The organism is Burkholderia pulmonis (assembly GCF_984667975.1).
In genome coordinates this window covers 3,140,858-3,160,841 of record NZ_OZ480186.1, presented here as the reverse complement: position 1 = coordinate 3,160,841, position 19,984 = coordinate 3,140,858, and the positions used below count along the sequence as shown (strand labels likewise).

The window sequence follows — 19,984 nt, the reverse complement described above, 5'->3', positions numbered from 1 at the left end:
GGCGCCGCGCCGGTCATGAATTCATCGTGACGTCTGCGACGCGTGCGTCGTCGCGCGATAGGCACGCACCGCATCGACCATCCGCGGCCGTGGCTCGTGCGGCAGCGCGAAGCGCCGGCACGCGTGCTCGGCGGCGAACATCAACGCGACGAGCGGCAGCGACAGGTAGTTCGCGAACGTCGACCACGTGACGATCGGCGCGGTCGCGAACAGCAGCGTCGACACGGCGGCGATCGCGACGAAGAACAGCGTCCACGCAAGCGTGATCTGCCGCGTGTAGCGCGCGACGGCCGGCGTGACCGTGCCGTGGATCATCGCCGCGAAGCGCGTGCACAGCGGCACCTCGCCGGCCGCGAGCGTGCGGCCGAACAGCAGCGCCATCGCGATGTTGAAGCTCGCGTGCTCCAGATACAGCCCCCATTCGAAGTGCTGCGCGAGCGGCGCGCGTGCCGCCCACAGGGCAGCCGCGGCCAGCAGCCATGCCGGCACGAACACTGCGCGATGCGGCGAACGCAGTGCGATGCCCAGCGCGAGCAGCAGCGGCGGCACGAGCGCCATCGCCAGGCCGAAGCCGTGCGCACCCGGCGTCGCGGCCGCGTAGTGCGCGCCGGCCTGGTAGGCCGCCACGGCGCCGACCGCGGCCATGCCGCGCTCGACGGGCAGCAGCCTGCTCATCGGCGGCCTCCGTGCGTGTGGCGCGGGCACCTGCCGGCGGCCGCGGCACGGCGGCTGACGGACGGGCGAACCGGAATGGAGCGGTGGGACAAATGCGGCATGACTGGAGACATCGGGCGAATCGTGGCCGGACGCGGTGGTCGGGCCATCAAACATCATATGAATGGCGGCCGGGACGCGAGTCCGGGCCGGTGGTCGGGCACGCTCATTTTAGGGCCGCCGCATCGCGTGTTCGGGGCGGGCGCGGCCGGGTTTTGTAACCGATTGTATGGCACCGGACGAACGGTTTCGCGGGGTCGGTCCATTTCCATCCGAAGCGGCTCAAGCGTCTCGTGCGTTCGCGTGCCGAAACGGGCCGCAGCGCCGGGTCGCCAGTCTGTAACCATTCACGGTATACGCCCTGATGCCCTTCATCTAGAATCCGCGTAACTTTTACAAACGATCCCCAAATAACGCAGGCGGGGAAGCCGGCAGACGCCGGAGGGACGGAGATTTGCACGCGCCGGGCGTGCACGACAGTTGCCGTTTCCGGGCGCCTCCCGCTGCCATGGGCCGCCTGCCCGCACGCATGATGAACGCACTGGAACAAGAGCTCGCCACGCTGATCATCGGCGAACTGAATCTCGAAGACGTCCCGCTCGATACAGTGACGGCCGATACCCCGCTGTACGGCGAAGGTTTCGGGCTCGACTCCATCGATATCCTGGAAATCGCGCTGCTGATCTCGAAGAAGTACGGCTTCGAACTGCGCTCGGACAATCCGGACAACCAGAAGATCTTTGCGACGCTCGGCGCGCTGGCCGCCTACGTCGCCGCGCATCGCACGAAGTGACGGTGGTGCGCAGTGAATGACGGCGAACGGCGGCGATCGAAGAACGATTTGCCGCCGCGTCGATCGAGGTGAAACGCGATGAACGGAGCAATACGATGCGGGCGCTCGTGACGGGCGGCAGCGGCGCACTCGGGCAGGCGATCTGCACGGCGCTCGCGCAGGCCGGCCATGAAGTATGGGTGCATGCGAACCGCCATCTCGCGCAGGCGGAGGCGGTTGCGCAGCAGATCGTCGCGGCCGGCGGCATTGCGCACGCGATCGCGTTCGACGTGACCGACGCGGATACGACGCTCGCGGCGCTGAAACCCTTCATCGACGAGTCGCCGGTGCAGATCCTCGTCAACAACGCTGGCATTCACGACGATGCGCCGATGGCCGGCATGTCGCGCCGGCAGTGGCACAGCGTGATCGACGTGACGCTCAACGGCTTTTTCAACGTCACGCAGCCGCTGCTGTTGCCGATGATCCGCACGCGGCGCGGACGGATCGTCAACATCGCGTCGGTGGCCGGCGTGACCGGCAATCGCGGGCAGGTCAACTACGCGGCCGCGAAGGCGGGCCTGATCGGCGCGACGAAGTCGCTGTCGCTGGAGCTCGCGTCGCGCGGCATCACCGTGAACGCGGTGGCGCCCGGCATCATCGAATCGCCGATGGCCGAACAGGCGTTTCCCGCCGAACGCATCAAGCAGCTCGTGCCCGCGCAGCGCGCGGGCCGGCCCGACGAAGTCGCGGCGATGGTCGCATACCTGGTGTCCGACGCCGCGGCCTATGTGACGGGGCAGGTGCTGTCCGTCAACGGCGGGCTCGTGTGACGAAGCAAGCCGCATTGGCCTGACGTAACGCAACGCGGCACAGGGCCGCGTTGCCGCGCGGCCTGCGCCGCATAGTGAGGAAATCGAAGTGTCCGTGCATCCAGTCGACGCCGAACGGCGCCCGCATTCGTTGTCGTCCGCCATCGCGCCGTGCGCGCACGGCGGCGACCGCGCGTTGCGGCTCGTCCAGATGAGCCATGCACGGCTCGTCGCGTTGCTGGGCGATGCGCGTGTCGACCACGCGTTTCCGGGCGTGTTGGGTGCGGTGTGCATCGGCGCGGCCGGATCGCATGCCGAGGCGGCGGAACGGATGCTCGCCGACACCGCGCCGGACTTGCCGGTTGCGCCGGTGCAGATGGCGCTGCTCGGCGCCGATGTCGCACGGGCCGATGCAGTCTGCGAATTCTGGCAATGCGATGCGCGCGACCTGCGCAGCGAACGGCACGGCGCGCTGCACTACCGCTACAGCGAAACGGCGGGCCTCGTGTTCGGCAGCCTCGTCGTGCACGAGACGGATGCGCAGCACGACGGCACTACGCCGCTCGAACGCGCGACGTTCGATGCCTACCGCACGGTGTTCGACCTGCTCGATACGCTCGGCATGCCGCATCCGCTGCGGATCTGGAACACCGTGCCCGCGATCAATGCGGTGCAGTTCGGGATCGAGCGCTATCGTCAGTTCAATATCGGCCGCCAGCACGCGTTCGACGCGTGTCGTCGCGCACTGACGGGCGGCGTGCCGGCCGCGTGCGCGCTCGGTTCGGTCGTGCCGGTCGCGGGCGATGCGCCGCCGGCCGCGCCGCTCGCGATCCATTTCCTCGCGAGCCGCACGCCGGCCGATTCCGTCGAGAACCCGCGCCAGGTCAGCGCGTATCACTACCCGGCACAGTACGGCCCGCGTGCGCCGACGTTCGCGCGCGCCGCCGCATGGACCGAGGACGCCGCCGCGCCGGTGCTGTTCGTGTCGGGCACCGCGAGCATCGTCGGGCACCGTACCGTCCATCACGGCGACGTCGTCGCGCAGACGCGCGAGACGGTCGCGAACCTCGCGGCCGTGCTCGAGCAAGCCGCGCGGCAGGGGCACGGGCCGTTCTCGCTTGCCGACCTGAGCTATCGCGTCTACGTGCGTGACGCAGGAGATGCCGCGGCGATTGCCGACATCGGGCGCGTGCTGCGCGACGCGGCCGGCCCTCGCGTGCGGCCGCTGTTCGTCCACGCGGACGTGTGCCGCGACGACCTGCTGGTCGAGATCGAGGCCAGCGCGGGTCATGCAATGGAGTGGCTGTGATGAAGCGCGAGAGCCTCACAATCCGGCAACCGGTCCCGCGCGCGGGCGGTGTCGACGAAGCCTGCCGGCGTTCGCCGGCAAGTCATAAACTTTTGTCAGGATCCCTGTCTTCGCAATCGGCTGTTTCCATGTCCAAGTTGCACGCCTCGTCCACCCATCTCGTCCTGATTCCGAGCTACAACCCGGGCGCCAAGGTCGACACGACCGTGCGCAATGCCCGCGCACAGTGGAATCCGGTGTGGGTCGTCGTCGACGGCAGCACCGACGGCAGCGCCGAGCGGCTGCAGGCGATGGCCGAACGCGATCCGGGATTGCGCGTGATCGTGCTGCCTGAGAACCGCGGCAAGGGCGCGGCGGTGCTCGCGGGGCTCGACGCGGCGGCCGCGAGCGGCTTCACGCACGTGCTGACGATGGATTCCGACGGCCAGCATCCGGCCGACCTGATTCCCGCTTTCATGGCGGCGTCGCAGGCCACGCCCGACGCGATGGTGCTCGGCGTGCCGAAGTTCGACGCCAGCGCGCCGCAGTTGCGCGTACAGGGGCGCCGCCTGTCGAACGCGTGGGCCGACCTCGAGACGCTGTGGGCCGGGATCGGCGATTCGCTGTACGGCTTTCGCGTGTATCCGGTCGGGCCGCTCGCCGCGATCATGCGGCGCCAGCCGTGGATGCGCGGCTTCGACTTCGATCCCGAAGCGGCCGTGCGGCTGTGCTGGGCCGGCGTGCGCCCGATCCGCATCGATGCGCCGGTGCGCTATTTCGGTCGGCACGAGGGCGGCGTCTCGCATTTCCACTATGGCCGCGACAACGCGCTGCTCGCGTGGATGCACCTGCGCCTGTTCACCGGCTTCGCGGTGCGGCTGCCGATGCTGGTCGCGCGGCGGCTGGCGCGGCGCGGCGACCAGACCGCCTGAACGCCGGCCCGTCGGTTGCCCATGCCGATCGACGGCCGGGCGTCGCGATTGCCCCGATTTTCTTCGTCAATCCTGTATCGGCTCGCCGCTTCATTTCAATCCGGTCAGTAATGAACATGTCATCATATGTAAACATCTGGTAATTTTCTGCCGGATTATGCAAAATCGCCGCTCCCAAATACAACTATCGAGGGATTCCGGGATGCAACTCAAGAAAGCGGTGGCAGCGTGTGGCGTGGCGTTCCTGTTGAGCGCGTGCGGCGGGGTACAGAGCCTCGACGCGAACAGCCTGACGTCGGCGGGGACCAACCTGTACAAGGCGGCGACGCTGTCGGACAGCGACATCGCCGCGCTGTCGAACGAATCGTGCAAGTCCAGCGACGCCGAATCGAAGATCGCGCCGGCGAACAGCGCGTACGCGAAGCGCCTGACGAAGGTGATGAAGGGCTTCGGCGACATGACGCTGAACGGCCAGAAGGTCAACTACAAGGTCTACATGACCAAGGACATCAACGCGTGGGCGATGGGCAACGGCTGCGTGCGCGTGTACAGCGGCCTGATGGACATGATGAACGACGACGAGTTGCGCGGCGTGATCGGTCATGAAATGGGCCACGTCGCACTGGGTCACTCGAAGAAGGCCATGCAGACCGCGTACGCGGTGAGCGCGGCCCGCAGCGCGGCCGGCGCGGCATCGCCGGGCGTGGCGGCACTGTCGAGCTCGCAGCTCGGCGACATCACCGAGAAGTTCATCAACGCGCAGTTCTCGCAGACGCAGGAAAGCGCGGCGGACGACTACTCGTTCGACCTGATGAAGCAGAAGGGCATGAGCCAGAAGGGCCTCGTCACCGGCTTCCAGAAGCTCGCGCAGATGGACGGCGGCCAGAGCTCGATGATGAGCTCGCACCCGTCGTCGGCGAGCCGTGCGCAGCACATCCAGGATCGCATCACGAAGGGCAGCTGATCGCGCAGTCGATCGCCGGCCCGCACCGGCGACCGGCAAGCGAAACGAAAAACCCCACGCTCGTTCGGGCGTGGGGTTTTTGTTTGTCGGTCGGCCAACTGCTGCTTACGGCACCATCCCCGGCAGCACGTATGCCTGCACGAGCGTGATCGGGATGCTGCGCGAGCACATCTCGATCAACGTGGCGGGCATGACGACGGAGGACGAACAGGCGTCCGAGCTGCTGTTGCTGCAGCACCGCGTCGTGTGCGAAGCGATCTGCGCGCAGCGGCCCGAAGAGGCGCGCACCGCGATGCAGACGCATATCGACTACGTGCGCAGCCATTTCGAGCGCAATGGCGATGCGCAGTGAGATTGCTCGGACCACGTCGGTGTGCGACCCATCCGGCGCGGGAATCCGGTGTGCCTGGTCATCGCACCCCGGCAAGCGGCCGCCCGCGGGTTGCCACGTGCGGCCCGCGCGATTGACCGGTTCATCGACCGCCCACTAGAATCGGCCGGAACCGCGCGCCAGCCGCGCGCCGCGGCGAATGCGGACCGTTGTCCGCCAGTCGAGGAAGCTTCCGTGCTCACGTCTTTCATCCGGCGCACGCAGGCCGCGCTGTCGTGGCGGGCCGCATGCGGCCCGGCCCGCGCGCTGGCCGTCTGCGTGCTGCTGTCGCTCGTTGCCGCGTGCGCGACGCACCCGCCTGCCACCACGCTCGATCGCCCGGTCTCCCATGCATTGCCGCCCGATACCGCGACGCCGCTGCGCGACGCGCTGGCTGCGCCCGAGGCCGCGCATCCTGGCCAGTCGGGCTTCCGGTTGCTGGCCGACGGCGCGCAGGCGCTGCAGATGCGCATCGCGCTCGCACGCGCCGCGACGAAGACGCTCGACATGCAGTACTACATCGCGACCGAGGACACGACGGGCAAGCTGCTGCTCGCCGCGGCGCTGTACGCGGCCGATCGCGGCGTGCGCGTGCGGATGCTGGTCGACGACCTGAACTTTCGCGACATCGACCGCATCATGGCCGCGCTGAATACGCACCCGAACATCGAGATCCGCGTGTTCAACCCGTTCGGCGCGTCGCAGCAGGGGATGGTCGAGCGCACGGCCAACTTCTTCACGCGAATCGACAGCTTCACGCGCCGGATGCACAACAAGGCGATGATCGCGGACAACCAGCTCGCGATCGTCGGCGGCCGCAATCTTGGCGACGAGTACTTCAGCGCGAGTCCGACGCTGCAGTTCCGCGATCTCGACGTGCTCGCCGCCGGCCCCGTGACGAACGACATCTCCGCGAGCTTCGACACGTACTGGTCGAGTGCGAGCAGCTACCCGCTGCGCGTGCTGAATCATCAGACCTTCGATTCGAAGGAGCTCGATGCGATGCGCGACGAGCTGCGCAACCACTGGCGCCAGAACGCCGATCCGTACAACGCGAAGCCGCTGAACGCGACGCCGCTCTCGCAGCAGATCGCACGCGACGAGCTCGGGCTCGTGTGGGCGCCGGCCGAGTTCAAGGTCGACGCGCCCGACAAGGTCGCGAAGCCGACCGACGCGTACGTGAGCCCGCCGATGCAGCGGCTCGTCGAGCTGACGCGCGGCGCGCAGCAGGAATTCCTCGCGTTCTCGCCGTACTTCGTGCCGCACGACGCGGGTGTGAAGATTCTCGGCGACGCGACGGCGCGCGGCGTACGCGTCGCGATCCTGACCAATTCGCTCGCCGCGACCGACGCGGTTGCCGTGCAGGCCGGCTACGGGCCGTACCGCGTGCCGCTGCTGCAGCACGGCGTCGAGCTGTACGAATTCAAGGCGCAGCCGGGGCGCCAGCGTCCGCGCCTGTTCGAAACGCGCTCGCGCGCGAGCCTGCACGCGAAGGCGTACGTGATCGACCGGAAGATCCTCGTGATCGGCTCGATGAACCTCGATCCGCGTTCCGCGCACCTGAATACCGAACTCGCGCTCGTGATCCGCAGCCCGGTGCTGGCGGAGCAGGTCGCGACGATCTTCGCGCGCGCGACGCAGCCGGACGAGAGCTATCGCGTGAGCCTCGTCACGCCGGCAGGCGGCGGGTCGCCCGAACTCGAATGGACGGGCACCGACAACGGCCAGGCGACGACCTATCACGTCGATCCGCACGCGGGCCTGATGCGCAACCTGATGACCGGTCTCTTCATGCTGCTGCCGGTGGACGACCAGCTTTAAGGGGACGGAAGCGCTCCGGCTAAACCCGTGTTACCGGAGCGCAGGGAAGGTGATATGGTTGTGCGCGCAACCATCATGGCAGCGTGGCGGTGCCGGCGGACGGCCCGCGCCGCGTGCGCCGCACGCACCCGCAACCGGAGTTCCCCATGCAACGTGTACCGAACCAGCCGTTCACGCGTCCCGCCCGCTTCTCCGAAGCCGAATGGCAGGCGCGCGTTCAGCTCGCGGCCGCCTACCGCATCTTCGACACCCTCGGCTGGACCGAGCTGATCTACAACCACATCTCGCTGCGCGTGCCGGGCGAGGACGGCCATTTCCTGATCAATCCGTTCGGGCTCCATTACCGCGAGGTGTGCGCGTCGAACCTCGTGAAGATCGACATCGACGGCAACGTGATCGGTCATTCCGACTGGCCGATCAATCCGGCCGGCTTCACGTTCCACAGCGCGATCCACGCGGCGCTGCCCGATGCGCACTGCGTGATGCACGTGCACACGACGCCGACGATGGCCGTGTGCTGTTCGCGCGGCGGACTGTCGTTCTCGAATTTCTATTCGGCGCAGCTGTACGGGAAGGTCGCGTATCACGACTTCGAAGGCATCACCGTGCATCTGGAGGAAGGGCGGCGCATCGTCGAGAGTGCGGGCGGACGGCCCGTGCTGCTGCTGCGCAACCACGGCCCGGTGACGATCGGCGCGACGCTCGCGCAGACGTTCTCGCTGATGTGGCTGCTCAATCGTGCGTGCGAGGTGCAGGTCGCCACGCACGCGATCGGCGATGCGCTGTCGATCGCGCCGCCCGTGCTCGAAGGATGCGTGCGCGATTCGCTGAATTTCGATCCGAAGCACGGCGCGGGGCAGGACGCGTTCGACGCGCTGCAGCGCATCGTCGATCGCATCGACCCCGGCTATCGCGCGTGACATCAGGCGGGGGCGCGGCGGGACAGGCAAAAAAACGCGGCCGGGCGGCCGCGTGAATACTCGCAGACTCCTTCGGACGAAGGAAACAAGCAACTGTGAAACGAAGTGTAGCGAAAGGCCGCGTGCGGATTCAGCCGTCGGGTTGCAAAGGTCCGTTCCAGGTTGAAGCAGGCTGACGCGGTGCGCGTTGCCGGGTGCGGCGATTCGCAGCATGGCCGTTTGGCCGGCTCCCGGACGGGCGGGCGATCGACTACCATCCTGTCTGGCGCCCCCGTTCGGGCGACATCCAACGTCGTACAAGGAGAGTCCATGCTCAAGCTGCGTTTGCTCCAGGTCGCGTTACTCGCGGGCGTGCTGGCCGCCGGCAGCGCCGCTGCCGAAACGGTGCGCCTGTCCGCCAATCTCCAGCCGTCGAGCGAAGTGCCGCCGACGGCAACCAAGGGCTCGGGCGCCGTCGACGCCACCTACGACACGACCACGCACATGCTGCAGTGGACGGTCACTTACGAACACCTCACGGGGCCGGCCACGGCCGCGCATTTCCACGGGCCCGCGCCGGTCGGCCAGAATGCCGGCGTGCAGGTGCCGATTCCGAAGGACGAGCTGGCGAGCCCGATCAAGGGTTCGAAGGAACTCACCGACGCGCAGGTCACCGACCTGATGGGCGGCAAGTGGTACTTCAACGTCCATACGAAGGAGCACCCGTCCGGCGAGATCCGCGGCCAGGTGATGCCGGCGAACTGAGCGCCGGCGTTTGATATAGAGGCACCTGTCGAGCGGTGCGGGAACGTTCGCACGTACCATCGTCACACTGCGATCACGGAGTGCGTCCGATGAGTTGGCAAAGCAAGTTCGCCTGCTGGCTGCTGCGCTGGCAGTTCCGTCCCGAAACCACGCGCGAGGTGCTCGACCCCGCGCGTGCGCGGCGCTTTACCGACTTGCGGATGGTCGTGCCGCGCCGTGCGCCGTCGGGCTACCGGCTGCGCCAGTGCCATGGCGCGGGCGACGCGCCGCTGCGCGGCGAATGGCTCGAACGCACCGATGCGAGCGCGGGGCGCGGGCCCGGCCGCACGCTGCTGTACATCCACGGCGGCGGCTACTATTTCTGTTCGACGAAGACCCACCGGCCGCTCGTGTTCGGCCTGACGAAGCGCGCGGGCGTGCGCTCGTTCTCGCTCGACTACCGGCTCGCGCCCGAAAACCGCTTCCCGGCCGCGCTCGACGATGCGCTCGCTGCGTACCGGCAACTGCTGGCGCTTGGCACGCCGCCCGAGTCGATCGTGCTCGGCGGCGATTCGGCGGGCGGCGGCCTCGCGCTCGCGACGCTCGTCGCGCTGCGCGACAACGGCGAGCCGCTGCCGGCCGGGGCGATCCTGTTCTCGCCGTGGACCGACCTCGCGGCCACCGGCGCAACGTTGCGCACCAACGACGGCCCCGATCCGATGTTCGCCGGCGCGGCGTTGCCGAAGGCCGCGAAGCTGTATCTCGGCGACGAGCCGGCGACGAATCCGTACGCATCGCCGCTCTACGCGGATTTCACGGGCCTGCCGCCGCTGTATATCCAGGTCGGCAGCACCGAGGTGCTGCTCGACGATTCGCGCCGTGTCGCGGAGAAGGCGAAGGCAGCCGGCGTGCAGGTGGAGATCGAGGTGTGGCCGGACATGCCGCACGTGTGGCAACTGTACGCGCCGATGGTGCCGGAAGCGCGCGACGCGCTCGACCGCGCGGCCGCGTTCCTGCGCCGCGTCGCGGTCGAGCGAGCGGCTCAGCGCGCCGGCGAGGCGTCGATTGCCTGATAGGCGGCCTTGACGGCCACCGAGCCGTACTTGCGCTCGAGCCGGCGCACGGTGAAGTGGCCGTGCGCCATTTGCTGGAAGTGGTCGATGAACAGCGTGTTGACGGTCGCGCCGAGTACCGCGCCGATCGCCGGGATCGACTTCGCGGCCATCTGCTCGGTCACCTGCACCGAGAAGCGCGAGGCCACCGTCTGCACGAGCTTGAACACGGCCGCCGAGCTGTGTGCGGCGATGCCTTTCGTCGTGATGTCCGACGACGCCTTCGAGATCGCCTGCGCGAGTGCGCCGCGCAGCACGAAATAGCCGAGATCGGCGTCCTCTTCCTGCTTGTCCGGGTTGCCGCCCATGCCGAGCACGGCGAGGCATTGCAGCTGCGTATCGACCGACGCCAGGTCCTCGCCTTCGCTACGCGCGATGTCGCATACCGAGCGGAAGATCAGCGTGGTCGTCACCGGCAGCTCGACCGGCAGCGCGAGAAAGCCGAATGCGCCGCCCGCCGCGCCGGTCGTCGCGACCGCGAGCTTGTGCAGCAGGTTGCTCGGTTTCTCGGGCTCGGCGTCCGGCGTTTGCGGCTTGCCAAGCGTGCGCAGCGCGATGTTCAGGCACTTGCGCAGCGCGAGCTGCGTCGCATCGTTGATCTTGCCGGTCGCGAAATCCGGCAGCCGCGCGATCATTTTCTCGACCGGCGCGCCGAGCACGCCGGTCAGCTTCATCGTCAGCGACGGGCTTTCCAGCACCTGCTTTGCGCGCCGCAGCGCGTCCCGATCCTCCTGCGACAACGGGGTCGCAGGGGTGATTGAAATCGGTTCCATTTCTCTCCTTGGCGTGAACAGGCCCTAAACCGCCGTCAACTTAGATTACTCCGTCGTGCTAGAATTTTGAGATTGTTTGACTCGTCAAAAGTTGCATCAGCAAAAAATGGCCGTCCACACTGCTGCCCACCATTCGAGCGGGCAAGTCCTGCCGTTCCGCGAATCGCTGCTGGCGATGATCGGGATCTCGTTCGTCACCATGCTCGTCGCGCTCGACCAGACCGTCGTCGGCACCGCGCTGCCGACCATCGTCGCCGAACTCCGCGGTTTCGACCTGTACGCCTGGGTCGCGACTTCCTACCTGCTCAGTTCCGTGATCACGGTGCCGATCTTCGGCCGGCTCGGCGACTATTACGGCCGCAAGCCGTTCGTCATCGCGTCGATCGTCGTGTTCACCGCCGCGTCCGTGCTGTGCGGGATGGCCAACGACATGCTGTACCTCGTGCTCGCGCGCGGGCTGCAGGGGATCGGCGGCGGGATGCTGGTCGGCACCGCGTTCGCGTGCATTCCGGACCTGTTTCCCGATTCCGTCGTGCGGCTGCGCTGGCAGGTGCTGATGAGCTCCGCGTTCGGCATCGCGAACGCGGTCGGCCCGTCGCTCGGCGGCGTGCTGACCCAGTCGTTCGGCTGGCGCTCGGTGTTCTACGTGAACCTGCCGGTCGGCCTGCTGTCGCTGCTCTTCGTGTGGCGCTACCTGCCGCATCTGCGCCACGTCGAGCACGATCGCAAGATGCGGCTCGACTGGCCGGGCGCGCTGTTGATCGCGCTGTCGCTCGGCGCGCTGCAGCTGTTCGTCGAATGGCTGCCGAAGTACGGCGTCTTCAGCTGGGCGTCGCTGCTGCTCGTCGTCGCGGTCGGGGCCGGCGTCGGCCTGTGGCATTGGGAGAAGCGCTGCCCGCAGCCGATTCTGCCGTTCGACATGTTCGGCAACCGCGCGCTGTCGGCGCTCTTCGTGCTCGCGATCCTCGCCGGCTTCTCGATGTTCTCGTTGCTGTTCTACGCACCGCTGCTGTTCCAGGGCGGTTTCGGGATGTCGCCGAAGGAAGCCGGGCTCGTGATCACGCCGCTCGTCGTGTTCATCACGATCGGCAGCATCATGAACGGCCGCGTCGTCACGCGTATCCGCAACCCGAACGCGATGCTGCACGTCGGCTTCGTGCTGTTCGCGATCGCATGCGCGGGGATCGTCGTGTCGACCCACACGACGCCGACCTGGATGCTGATGGCGCTGATGGTCTCGGGCGGCATCGGGCTCGGTTTCGTGCTGCCGAACCTCACCGTGTTCGCACAGCAGACGGCCGGCCGCGAGCACCTCGGCATCGCGACGGCGCTGCTGCAGTCGCTGCGGATGGTCGGCGGGATGATCGGCACCGCGTTGACGGGCACGCTCGTCAACCAGATGTATTCGGGCGGCGTGCGCAATGCGCTGTCGGCCGACCATGCGATGCAGTGGCATGCGCAGCTCGCCGATCCGCAGATCCTGATCGATCGCGCGGCGCAGGGCGGTCTCGTCGCGGAGCTGACGCGTGCCGGGCATAATGGCGCGCTGCTGCTGGAAGCGGCCCGCGAATCGCTCGTCGGTGCGATTCACCTGGGCGTCGCGATGGCGGCCGTCATCGCCGTGGTGTCGGTGTGGCAGTGCCGCCGCGTGCCGCCGATCGCGCTGCGGCGCAAGATCGAGCCGCACGTCGCGGCCGATTGACGGATCAAGCGATTCAACGACTCAACGATTCACCGGAAACGAAATCAGCGCATGGAAGAACAGGACCGCGTCGCGATCTTGCAGCAATTCGGACGCACATATCGCGCGTTCATGACCGCGTTCGAAGCGCACGTCGGGCAGCCGATGCCGCGCTGGCGCATCATGGTCGCGCTGCACACGATGGGCGGGCATTCGTCGCAGAAGAAGCTCGTCGAAGTGCTGCGCATCGATCCGGGCGCGCTCACGCGTCAACTGAAGTCGCTCGATGCGCTCGGCTGGATCGAGCGCGAATCGGACGCGCGCGACAACCGCGTGACCAACGTGACGCTGACGGACGAAGGCCGCGCGGCCTTCGATGCGTGCCTGCCGCGCCGCCAGGCATTTCTCGAGCAGACGATGGCGCAGCTGCCGGACGATGTGCTGAATGCGCTGTCGGGCGCGCTTGCGATGCTGGAAACGCGGATCGCGGACGCCGGCTCGGCACCGGCCGTGCGCTGACGCGCAGGGCAGGGCGACGCGTTCGCGCCGCCTGCCGCCGCTTCATCTCATCTCATCCCGAATCAATCCGGATTTACAGCTCGATACGCGTACCGAGCAGCACGAGGAATTGCGCGAGCCAGGCGGGATGCGCAGGCCACGCGGGCGCGGTGACGAACGGCGCGTCGGTCACGGCCGCGTCGACCGGAATATCGGCATATTCGCCGCCGGCGAGCTTCACCTCGGGCGCGCACGCCGGGTAGGCGGAAATGCGCTTGCCGCGGATCACGTCGGCGGCCGCGAGCAGTTGCGCCGCGTGGCAGATCGCGGCGATCGGCTTGCCGGCTTCGGCGAATTCGCGCACGAGGGAGATCACCTTCGGATCGAGTCGCAGGTATTCGGGCGCACGGCCGCCTGCGATCGCGAGTGCGTCATAGCGCGACGCATCGACGTCGTCAAACGCGGCATTCAGCGTGAACTGGTGGCCGGGCTTCTCGGTGTAGGTCTGGTCGCCTTCGAAATCGTGGATCGCGGTCTTGATCTTGTCGCCCGCGCGCTTGCCCGGGCAGACTGCATCGACGTGGTGGCCGACGGCCTGCAGCGCCTGGAACGGCACCATCGTTTCGTAGTCTTCGGCGAAATCGCCGGTCAGGAACAGGATCTTCTTCGCGGCCATGGCTTTCTCCAGTGATGCAGCGTTGAAGGCCCGTTCGCGCCGTGCATCACGGCCGCGAGGGGCCCCGAGGACGAAAGCGCAGTGTACTCCGGCAGATTGAAGCGCGCGTGACGGCCACCCCGCGCGAGCGGCGGGGCGGCGCGCGCAGGGCGCGTCAGAAGAACGTTTCGACGACTTCCGTCACGCTGAACTTCGGATCGAGCACGAGCACCTGGCGCCACTTGTCGAACGTCAGGCACGGATGCGAGATGTCGAACGCGACCATGTCGCCGACCTTCACGTCCGCACCCGGCGGGATCTGCAGGTACGCGTGCTGGTCCATCATCCCGGTGACGGCCCAGCCTTCGGTTGCGGCAACGTCGCGCGGCGCGGTGTCGCGGCCCGGGCGGAAGTGGCGCGCCGGCTCCGGCAGGCCCGCGTCGAATGCCGCGTCGCGCTTGCCGAGCGCGATGATCGCGCGGTCGGCTTCCGGCACCGACTGCACATATGCCCACAGCTGCAGCGCCGGCAGCAGCCCTTCGCCCATCGAGCGGGCGATCGGGTTGCGCGCGAACACGTCGGTCTGCGCCTTCTTGTAGACGCCGACATCGTGCGTCAGGTAGCAGCCCGGACGCAGCACGACTTCCGCGAAGCCCGCGTCGGACGCCTTCCTGAATTCTTCCGCGACCACGTCGTACCATGCCGAACCGGCGCCGGACAGGATCGCCGGCGTGCGCGCGAAGCGGCCCGCTTCGGCGAGTTCGCGCGTGAGCGCGACCGCTTCCTGCAGGAACGTGCGGATCTCGCCTTCCTCTTTCAGCACGCCTTCGTAGAGTTCGATGCCGGCCAGCTTGAGCGTGTCCGGATAGCGCGCGAGCGCGGCCAGCACGGCCTCGCGCTGCGCGGCGTCGCGTACGCCCGCGCGGCCGCCCGGCACGCCGAGCTCGATCAGCACGTTCAGCGATTTTTTCGCGGCGCCGAAGAAGCGGCCGAGCTGGTCGACGCTTTCCGCGGAATCGACGAGACAGAAGAATTCGAAATCGGGATCGGACAGCAGCCCGGCGATGATCGTCATGTTCTGGCGGCCGACCAGCTGGTTCGCGAGCAGCACGCGGCGCACGCCGCCGTGATACGCGGCCTGCGTCTGGTGCGCGGTCGCGAGCGTGATGCCCCACGCGCCGGCATCGAGCTGGCGGCGGAACAGTTGCGGCGCCATCGTCGTCTTGCCGTGCGGCGCGAACTGGACGCCGTATTTCTGGACGAACGCCTGCATCCAGTTCAGGTTGTGTTCGACGCGATCCTCGTACAGCACGGCGGCCGGCAGGCTGACGTCTTCCGAGAGCAGGTTCCATTCCAGCCGGCCTGCGTCGCCGAGCGGCACGCTCGCGCTCGGCAGATTGCCCAGACCCTTGCCGAACGGGTCGATCGTCGCTTCCTGATAGTTTGTAACTTTCATGTCATCCCGCTCCATCATCACTATGCATTGCACCGAAGTTGACACGCCGATGGTACAGAAAGTAGCATCGGCGCGGTGATGTTATTTAGTAACATCAAGCTTCATACCTTTATCCGCAGATGAATACGCCCGCATCCCCGTCCACTCCGCTCGCGGCCCAGCCCCAGCCGGCTCAGGCCGCTCCGCCGGTCCTCGACATCGTCGCGCGGATCGCCGAATGCGCGCCCGAGCTGCGCGAAGCCGAGCGCAAGGTCGCCGCGTTCATCCTTGCCGATCTGGCGCGCGCCGCCCATGCGAGCATCGGCGCACTCGCGCGCGATGCGGAGGTCAGCGTCGCGACCGTCACGCGTTTCGCGAAGGCCGTCGGCTGCCGCGACGTGCGTGAACTGAAAGTGCTCGTCGCGCAGGCGGCGGCCGTCGGCCAGCGCTTCCTGGTGCCGTCCGACGACGCGCCGGCCGACGACGCGAGCCCTGCGTCGATGGTCTACGACGAGATTCGCGTGGCGCTCGCGCACAACCACCAGCTGCTGCGCAACACGTCGTTCGAGGAAGCGGCCGACCTGCTCGCCGATGCGAAGATGACCTACGTGTACGGGCAGGGCGGCGGCTCGACCGCGCTCGCCGACGAGCTGCGCTTCCGGCTCGTGCGCTTCGGCCGGCCGGTCGCGAGTTATCAGGACAGCGTGCTGCAGCGGATGGTGGCCGCGACGTTGTCGCGCGACACCGTCGTCGTCGCGCTGTCGGTGAGCGGGCGCGTGCCCGAACTGCTCGAGAGCTGCCGGCTCGCGAAGCGCTACGGCGCGAAGCTGATCGCGATCACCGCGCCGGCGTCGCCGCTCGCGAAGCTCGCCGACCACCTGATCCCGGTCGTCGCGTTCGAAACCGATTTCATCTACAAGCCTTCGACATCGCGCTACGCGATGATGATGGCGATCGACGTGCTCGTCACCGGAGTCGCATTGCGGCTCGGCGATGCGGGCCGGGAATCGCTGCGCCGTATCAAGCACGCGCTCGACGCGCACCGCGGCGGCGGAGACCGTCAACCGGTAGGAGACTGACCATGCATTCGCATCCCGAAGCGGCCGATACGCTGATCGTCGGCGCGCAGCTGTACGACGGCACCGGCGCACCGCCCGTCACGCGCGACGTCGCGATCCGCAACGGCCTGGTCGCGGCGATCGGCAACCTGTCGAACTGGCTGGCCGAGAACGTCGTCGACGCGAATGGCCGCGCGCTCGCGCCGGGCTTCGTCGACGTGCACACGCACGACGACACGCACGTGATCCGCGCGCCGGAAATGATTCCGAAGATCTCGCAGGGCGTGACGACCGTGATCGTCGGCAACTGCGGGATCAGTGCGTCGCCGGTGACGCTCGCCGGCGATCCGCCCGACCCGATGAACCTGCTCGGCGAGCGCGGCGCGTTCCAGTACCCGACTTTCGCCGATTACGTCGCGGCCGTGAATGATGCGCATCCGGCCGTGAACGTCGCGGCGCTCGTGGGCCACACGGCGCTGCGCAACAACCAGATGGACCGCCTCGACCGCGCGGCGACCGACGCGGAGATCGCCGGGATGCGCGTGCAGCTCGAGGAGGCGCTCGCGAACGGCGCGCTCGGCCTGTCGTCGGGCCTCGCGTACGGTTCCGCGTTTGCTGCGCCGACCGAGGAAGTGATGGCGCTCGCCGAGCCGCTCGCGAAAGCGGGCGCGCTGTACACGACGCACATGCGCACCGAATTCGATGCGATCCTCGACGCGATGGACGAGGCGTATCGCGTCGGCCGCCATGCGCAGGTGCCGGTCGTGATTTCGCACCTGAAATGCGCGGGCCCGTCGAACTGGGGGCGCAGCACCGAAGTGCTCGCGTCGCTCGAAGGCGCGCGCCGCTACCAGCCGGTCGGCTGCGACTGCTATCCGTACAGCCGCAGTTCGTCGACGCTCGACCTGAAGCAGGTGACGGGCGACATCGACATCACGATCACGTGGTCGGAGCCGCACCCGGAAGTCGCGGGCAAGCTGCTGAAGGCGATCGCGGCCGACTGGGGCGTGACCGAGCAGGAAGCCGCACAGCGCATTCGCCCGGCCGGCGCCGTGTACCACAACATGTCCGAGGACGACGTGCGCCGGATCCTGTCACACCCCGCGACGATGGTCGGCTCCGACGGCCTGCCGAACGATCCGCTGCCGCATCCGCGGCTGTGGGGCGCGTTCCCGCGCGTGCTCGGCCATTACGTGCGCGACACGAACCTGCTGCCGCTCGAGGAAGCGATCCGCAAGATGACGTCGCTGTCCGCGCGCCGCTACGGGATCGCGAAGCGCGGCGAAGTGCACGTCGGCTATCACGCCGATCTCGTGCTGTTCGATCCGGCGCGCGTGATCGATGCCGCGACGTTCGAGAAGCCGCAGCAGCCCGCGCACGGGATCGATGCCGTGTGGGTGAACGGCGTACTGACCTACGAAAACGGCCAGCCGACCGGCGAGCGTGCCGGCGGTTTCGTCGCGCGCGGCGAGCGCGTGGCGGCGAGTGCCGACGCCGCGTTCTGAGCGCGGCAGTTGTTCCGATCTTCCGCGCGTGCCGTTGCCGGCGCGCGCATCCGCAACCGAAATGTGAGGAGTGAAACGATGAAGCGATATGGCGTGGGCGAAGCGAAGGGGACGGGTGGCCAGGTGATGCCGTTCGCGCGTGCGGTCGAGGCCGACGGCTGGCTGTACGTGTCGGGCCAGACGCCGATGGTGAACGGCGAGGTCGTCGAAGGCGGCATCGTCACGCAGTCGAAGCAGACGATCGAGAACGTGATCGCGATCCTGAAGGAAGCCGGCTACGGTCTCGAGCACGTCGTGCGCTGCGGCGTGTGGCTCGACGACGCACGCGATTTCGCGTCGTTCAACAGGGTGTTCGTGTCGTACTTCGGCGAGCATCCGCCGGCACGCGCGTGCGTGCAGTCGAGCATGGTCATCGACTGCAAGGTCGAGGTCGACTGCATCGCGTACAAGGCGCCGGCGAAGTAACGCGCCGACGGCGAGTCGATACGCGACGGGCCCTGCGCATTCATGTGCGCAGGGCCCTTTTTTTATGTGCTGGGCCTGGCTTGAAGGGCCGGGCCGTGCCGCATGACCGCAACTGACGCAACGCATCCCGCCCTTTCGTGTAACGTGCCGCATGACTTTACCGAGAGGGAAAACATGGAATGGGCTGCCCTGGTGCCGGAGCTGATCTGCTCGAATTTTTCGGCAAGCGTGCGCTTCTATCGTGACGTGCTGGGATGCCGGATTCGCTTCGAGCGTCCCGAAGACGGCTTCGCGTATCTCGAGATTGGGGGCGCTCAACTGATGCTCGAGCAGCAGGGCCCCGAGAGTTGGCTGACGGGGCCGCTGACGCCGCCGTTCGGGCGGGGGATCAATCTGCAGATCGAGGTCGATTCGCTCGACCCCATCCTCGGCCGGATCCGCGCCGCCGGCGTGGCGCTGTTCGTCGAGCCGCGCACGTCCTGGTATCGGGAGGACGACATCGAGCATGGCCAGGTCGAGATGCTGGTGCAGGACCCCGACGGCTACCTGCTGCGGCTGGTGGAGATCCTCCCTGCGCGGCCGCTGCAGGGCTGATCCCGTGCCGTCCGCCCGGGATGCCTGCAACCCGACGCCTCAACGTCGGGATAGGAGGTCGTTACTGCCGCGCAGTCCGCGCGTTGTCCGGCATCGGCTGGTTGTAGTTGGTGCGGAACGGGTTGATGTCGAGCCCGCCGCGGCGCGTATAGCGCGCATACACCGCCAGCTTCACCGGTTTGCACGCGTGCATGATGTCGAGGAAGATCCGCTCGACGCACTGCTCGTGAAACCCCGTGTGATTGCGGAACGAGATGATGTAACGCAGCAGGCCCGCGTGGTCGATCTGCGGCCCGACGTAGTGGATCTGCACGCTGCCCCAGTCGGGCTGGCCCGTGACCGGGCAGTTCGAGCGCAGCAGGTCGGACACGAGCGTCTCCTCGACCGGTGCTGCGTTTTCGGCGGCCGACAGCAGCGACGGATCGGGTTCGTAGATGTCGGTGTCGAGGTCGAGCCGGTCGAGCGACAGCCCGTCGAGCTCTTCCATCTCGAGCTTGCCGAAATCGTGCGCCGACACGAGCTGCACCGACACGGTCGCGCCGCACGCGGCCGACACGTCGCGCTTCAGCACGTCGCGCACCGCGTCGATCGAGTCGAACTTCGACTGCGCGAACGAGCCGAGATACAGCTTGAACGACTTCGATTCGACGATGGCCGGCGATTCGGCCGGCACGTAGAACGTCGCGACCGCGACCTGCGGCTTGCCGCGCGCGTTGAGCCACGACAGCTCGTACGCGTTCCAGATATCGGTGCCGAAGAACGGCAGCGCCGACGTGATGCCGAGCTGCTCGCGCGCGCCGGCGCGCGGGATCGGGAACAGCAGCGACGCGTCGTACTGCGCCGCGTAGACGGTCGCCTTGCCGAGCGGGGAATGTTCGGGATTCATCGTGTG

The 19,984-nt window shown here is 67.7% G+C and carries 20 protein-coding genes and 1 pseudogene; 16 read left to right on the top strand and 5 right to left on the bottom strand.

The genetic code is table 11. The features are described from left to right. Positions 1–21: 21 nt before the first annotated feature. Positions 22–675, bottom strand: a complete 654-nt coding sequence (locus AC5LXK_RS14670; protein WP_493389462.1) for a COG4648 family protein — start codon at positions 673–675, stop codon at positions 22–24. A gap of 547 nt (positions 676–1,222) precedes the next feature. On the opposite strand from AC5LXK_RS14670, the gene AC5LXK_RS14665 reads away from it, so the two are divergent. The 10 genes and pseudogenes from AC5LXK_RS14665 to AC5LXK_RS14620 all read left to right on the top strand — a co-directional run bounded on the left by AC5LXK_RS14665 (position 1,223) and on the right by AC5LXK_RS14620 (position 10,389). Further along, on the top strand, positions 1,223–1,507 hold the full coding sequence (locus tag AC5LXK_RS14665) for a phosphopantetheine-binding protein (protein WP_124453521.1): 285 nt from the start codon (positions 1,223–1,225) through the stop codon (positions 1,505–1,507). A gap of 95 nt (positions 1,508–1,602) precedes the next feature. Continuing rightward, positions 1,603–2,319, top strand: coding sequence for a 3-oxoacyl-ACP reductase FabG (gene fabG, locus AC5LXK_RS14660; RefSeq protein ID WP_493389461.1), 717 nt, complete (start codon positions 1,603–1,605; stop codon positions 2,317–2,319). Between the two features lie 94 nt (positions 2,320–2,413). Then, the gene (locus AC5LXK_RS14655) at positions 2,414–3,607 is read left to right on the top strand and encodes a chorismate transformation FkbO/Hyg5 family protein (protein ID WP_493391228.1); all 1,194 of its coding nucleotides are present in this window, start codon (positions 2,414–2,416) and stop codon (positions 3,605–3,607) included. Between the two features lie 128 nt (positions 3,608–3,735). Then, positions 3,736–4,518, top strand: coding sequence for a glycosyltransferase family 2 protein (locus tag AC5LXK_RS14650; protein WP_493389460.1), 783 nt, complete (start codon positions 3,736–3,738; stop codon positions 4,516–4,518). 202 nt (positions 4,519–4,720) lie between these two features. Further along, positions 4,721–5,482: a metalloprotease LoiP gene (gene loiP, locus AC5LXK_RS14645; RefSeq protein ID WP_493389459.1), complete on the top strand. Its 762-nt coding sequence runs from the start codon at positions 4,721–4,723 to the stop codon at positions 5,480–5,482. Between the two features lie 139 nt (positions 5,483–5,621). Beyond that, positions 5,622–5,834, top strand: a pseudogene (locus tag AC5LXK_RS14640) (GntR family transcriptional regulator); the annotation flags it as partial. Between the two features lie 213 nt (positions 5,835–6,047). After that, complete coding sequence (locus AC5LXK_RS14635) at positions 6,048–7,673, top strand: phospholipase D family protein (protein ID WP_493389458.1); 1,626 nt, start codon at positions 6,048–6,050, stop codon at positions 7,671–7,673. A 146-nt stretch (positions 7,674–7,819) separates the two neighbouring features. Beyond that, complete coding sequence (locus AC5LXK_RS14630; RefSeq protein WP_493389457.1) at positions 7,820–8,593, top strand: class II aldolase/adducin family protein; 774 nt, start codon at positions 7,820–7,822, stop codon at positions 8,591–8,593. A gap of 309 nt (positions 8,594–8,902) precedes the next feature. Continuing rightward, a complete protein-coding gene (locus AC5LXK_RS14625) occupies positions 8,903–9,337 on the top strand; it encodes a CHRD domain-containing protein (RefSeq protein WP_493389456.1) in 435 nt (144 codons plus the stop codon). Between the two features lie 89 nt (positions 9,338–9,426). Next, a complete protein-coding gene (locus AC5LXK_RS14620) occupies positions 9,427–10,389 on the top strand; it encodes an alpha/beta hydrolase (protein ID WP_493389455.1) in 963 nt (320 codons plus the stop codon). Here the strand turns inward: AC5LXK_RS14620 and AC5LXK_RS14615 are convergent. Next, positions 10,359–11,201: an EcsC family protein gene (locus AC5LXK_RS14615; protein WP_493389454.1), complete on the bottom strand. Its 843-nt coding sequence runs from the start codon at positions 11,199–11,201 to the stop codon at positions 10,359–10,361. The two genes, AC5LXK_RS14620 and AC5LXK_RS14615, sit on opposite strands and share 31 nt — an antisense overlap. Positions 11,202–11,307: 106 nt before the next feature. Between AC5LXK_RS14615 and AC5LXK_RS14610 the strand changes: the two genes are divergently transcribed. Both AC5LXK_RS14610 and AC5LXK_RS14605 read left to right on the top strand, forming a co-directional pair. Continuing rightward, positions 11,308–12,903 (top strand): MDR family MFS transporter, encoded by a 1,596-nt coding sequence (locus tag AC5LXK_RS14610; protein ID WP_493389452.1) that lies wholly within the window; start codon positions 11,308–11,310, stop codon positions 12,901–12,903. A 51-nt stretch (positions 12,904–12,954) separates the two neighbouring features. After that, on the top strand, positions 12,955–13,401 hold the full coding sequence (locus AC5LXK_RS14605) for a MarR family winged helix-turn-helix transcriptional regulator (protein ID WP_493389451.1): 447 nt from the start codon (positions 12,955–12,957) through the stop codon (positions 13,399–13,401). Between the two features lie 73 nt (positions 13,402–13,474). On the opposite strand, the gene AC5LXK_RS14600 is transcribed toward AC5LXK_RS14605, so the two are convergent. Continuing rightward, a complete protein-coding gene (locus tag AC5LXK_RS14600) occupies positions 13,475–14,056 on the bottom strand; it encodes a DJ-1/PfpI family protein (RefSeq protein WP_039360134.1) in 582 nt (193 codons plus the stop codon). 154 nt (positions 14,057–14,210) lie between these two features. After that, entirely contained in the window at positions 14,211–15,491 is a 1,281-nt protein-coding gene (locus AC5LXK_RS14595) for an amino acid deaminase (RefSeq protein ID WP_493389450.1), read from the bottom strand. 119 nt (positions 15,492–15,610) lie between these two features. Between AC5LXK_RS14595 and AC5LXK_RS14590 the strand changes: the two genes are divergently transcribed. The 4 genes from AC5LXK_RS14590 (at position 15,611) to AC5LXK_RS14575 (ending at position 19,092) form a co-directional block, all read left to right on the top strand. Continuing rightward, the gene (locus AC5LXK_RS14590) at positions 15,611–16,549 is read left to right on the top strand and encodes a MurR/RpiR family transcriptional regulator (RefSeq protein ID WP_493389449.1); all 939 of its coding nucleotides are present in this window, start codon (positions 15,611–15,613) and stop codon (positions 16,547–16,549) included. A gap of 2 nt (positions 16,550–16,551) precedes the next feature. Further along, on the top strand, positions 16,552–18,033 hold the full coding sequence (locus AC5LXK_RS14585) for an N-acyl-D-amino-acid deacylase family protein (RefSeq protein WP_493389448.1): 1,482 nt from the start codon (positions 16,552–16,554) through the stop codon (positions 18,031–18,033). Between the two features lie 78 nt (positions 18,034–18,111). Further along, the gene (locus AC5LXK_RS14580) at positions 18,112–18,498 is read left to right on the top strand and encodes a RidA family protein (RefSeq protein ID WP_493389446.1); all 387 of its coding nucleotides are present in this window, start codon (positions 18,112–18,114) and stop codon (positions 18,496–18,498) included. Positions 18,499–18,672: 174 nt separating this feature from the next. Then, the gene (locus AC5LXK_RS14575; RefSeq protein ID WP_493389445.1) at positions 18,673–19,092 is read left to right on the top strand and encodes a bleomycin resistance protein; all 420 of its coding nucleotides are present in this window, start codon (positions 18,673–18,675) and stop codon (positions 19,090–19,092) included. Between the two features lie 61 nt (positions 19,093–19,153). Here AC5LXK_RS14575 and queF read toward each other — a convergent pair whose 3' ends face one another. Continuing rightward, positions 19,154–19,978 carry an NADPH-dependent 7-cyano-7-deazaguanine reductase QueF gene (gene queF / locus AC5LXK_RS14570; RefSeq protein WP_493389444.1) on the bottom strand — a complete coding sequence of 275 codons (825 nt, stop codon included), beginning with the start codon at positions 19,976–19,978 and terminating at the stop codon, positions 19,154–19,156. Positions 19,979–19,984 lie beyond the last annotated feature (6 nt).

Coding starts and splice junctions, on each gene's coding strand:
- AC5LXK_RS14670 (WP_493389462.1), bottom strand. CDS start 675: ATGAGCAGGCTGCTGCCCGTCGAGCGCGGCATGGCCGCGGTCGGCGCC.
- AC5LXK_RS14665 (WP_124453521.1), top strand. CDS start 1,223: ATGGGCCGCCTGCCCGCACGCATGATGAACGCACTGGAACAAGAGCTC.
- fabG (WP_493389461.1), top strand. CDS start 1,603: ATGCGGGCGCTCGTGACGGGCGGCAGCGGCGCACTCGGGCAGGCGATC.
- AC5LXK_RS14650 (WP_493389460.1), top strand. CDS start 3,736: ATGTCCAAGTTGCACGCCTCGTCCACCCATCTCGTCCTGATTCCGAGC.
- loiP (WP_493389459.1), top strand. CDS start 4,721: ATGCAACTCAAGAAAGCGGTGGCAGCGTGTGGCGTGGCGTTCCTGTTG.
- AC5LXK_RS14630 (WP_493389457.1), top strand. CDS start 7,820: ATGCAACGTGTACCGAACCAGCCGTTCACGCGTCCCGCCCGCTTCTCC.
- AC5LXK_RS14625 (WP_493389456.1), top strand. CDS start 8,903: ATGCTCAAGCTGCGTTTGCTCCAGGTCGCGTTACTCGCGGGCGTGCTG.
- AC5LXK_RS14620 (WP_493389455.1), top strand. CDS start 9,427: ATGAGTTGGCAAAGCAAGTTCGCCTGCTGGCTGCTGCGCTGGCAGTTC.
- AC5LXK_RS14615 (WP_493389454.1), bottom strand. CDS start 11,201: ATGGAACCGATTTCAATCACCCCTGCGACCCCGTTGTCGCAGGAGGAT.
- AC5LXK_RS14610 (WP_493389452.1), top strand. CDS start 11,308: ATGGCCGTCCACACTGCTGCCCACCATTCGAGCGGGCAAGTCCTGCCG.
- AC5LXK_RS14605 (WP_493389451.1), top strand. CDS start 12,955: ATGGAAGAACAGGACCGCGTCGCGATCTTGCAGCAATTCGGACGCACA.
- AC5LXK_RS14600 (WP_039360134.1), bottom strand. CDS start 14,056: ATGGCCGCGAAGAAGATCCTGTTCCTGACCGGCGATTTCGCCGAAGAC.
- AC5LXK_RS14595 (WP_493389450.1), bottom strand. CDS start 15,491: ATGAAAGTTACAAACTATCAGGAAGCGACGATCGACCCGTTCGGCAAG.
- AC5LXK_RS14590 (WP_493389449.1), top strand. CDS start 15,611: ATGAATACGCCCGCATCCCCGTCCACTCCGCTCGCGGCCCAGCCCCAG.
- AC5LXK_RS14585 (WP_493389448.1), top strand. CDS start 16,552: ATGCATTCGCATCCCGAAGCGGCCGATACGCTGATCGTCGGCGCGCAG.
- AC5LXK_RS14580 (WP_493389446.1), top strand. CDS start 18,112: ATGAAGCGATATGGCGTGGGCGAAGCGAAGGGGACGGGTGGCCAGGTG.
- AC5LXK_RS14575 (WP_493389445.1), top strand. CDS start 18,673: ATGGAATGGGCTGCCCTGGTGCCGGAGCTGATCTGCTCGAATTTTTCG.
- queF (WP_493389444.1), bottom strand. CDS start 19,978: ATGAATCCCGAACATTCCCCGCTCGGCAAGGCGACCGTCTACGCGGCG.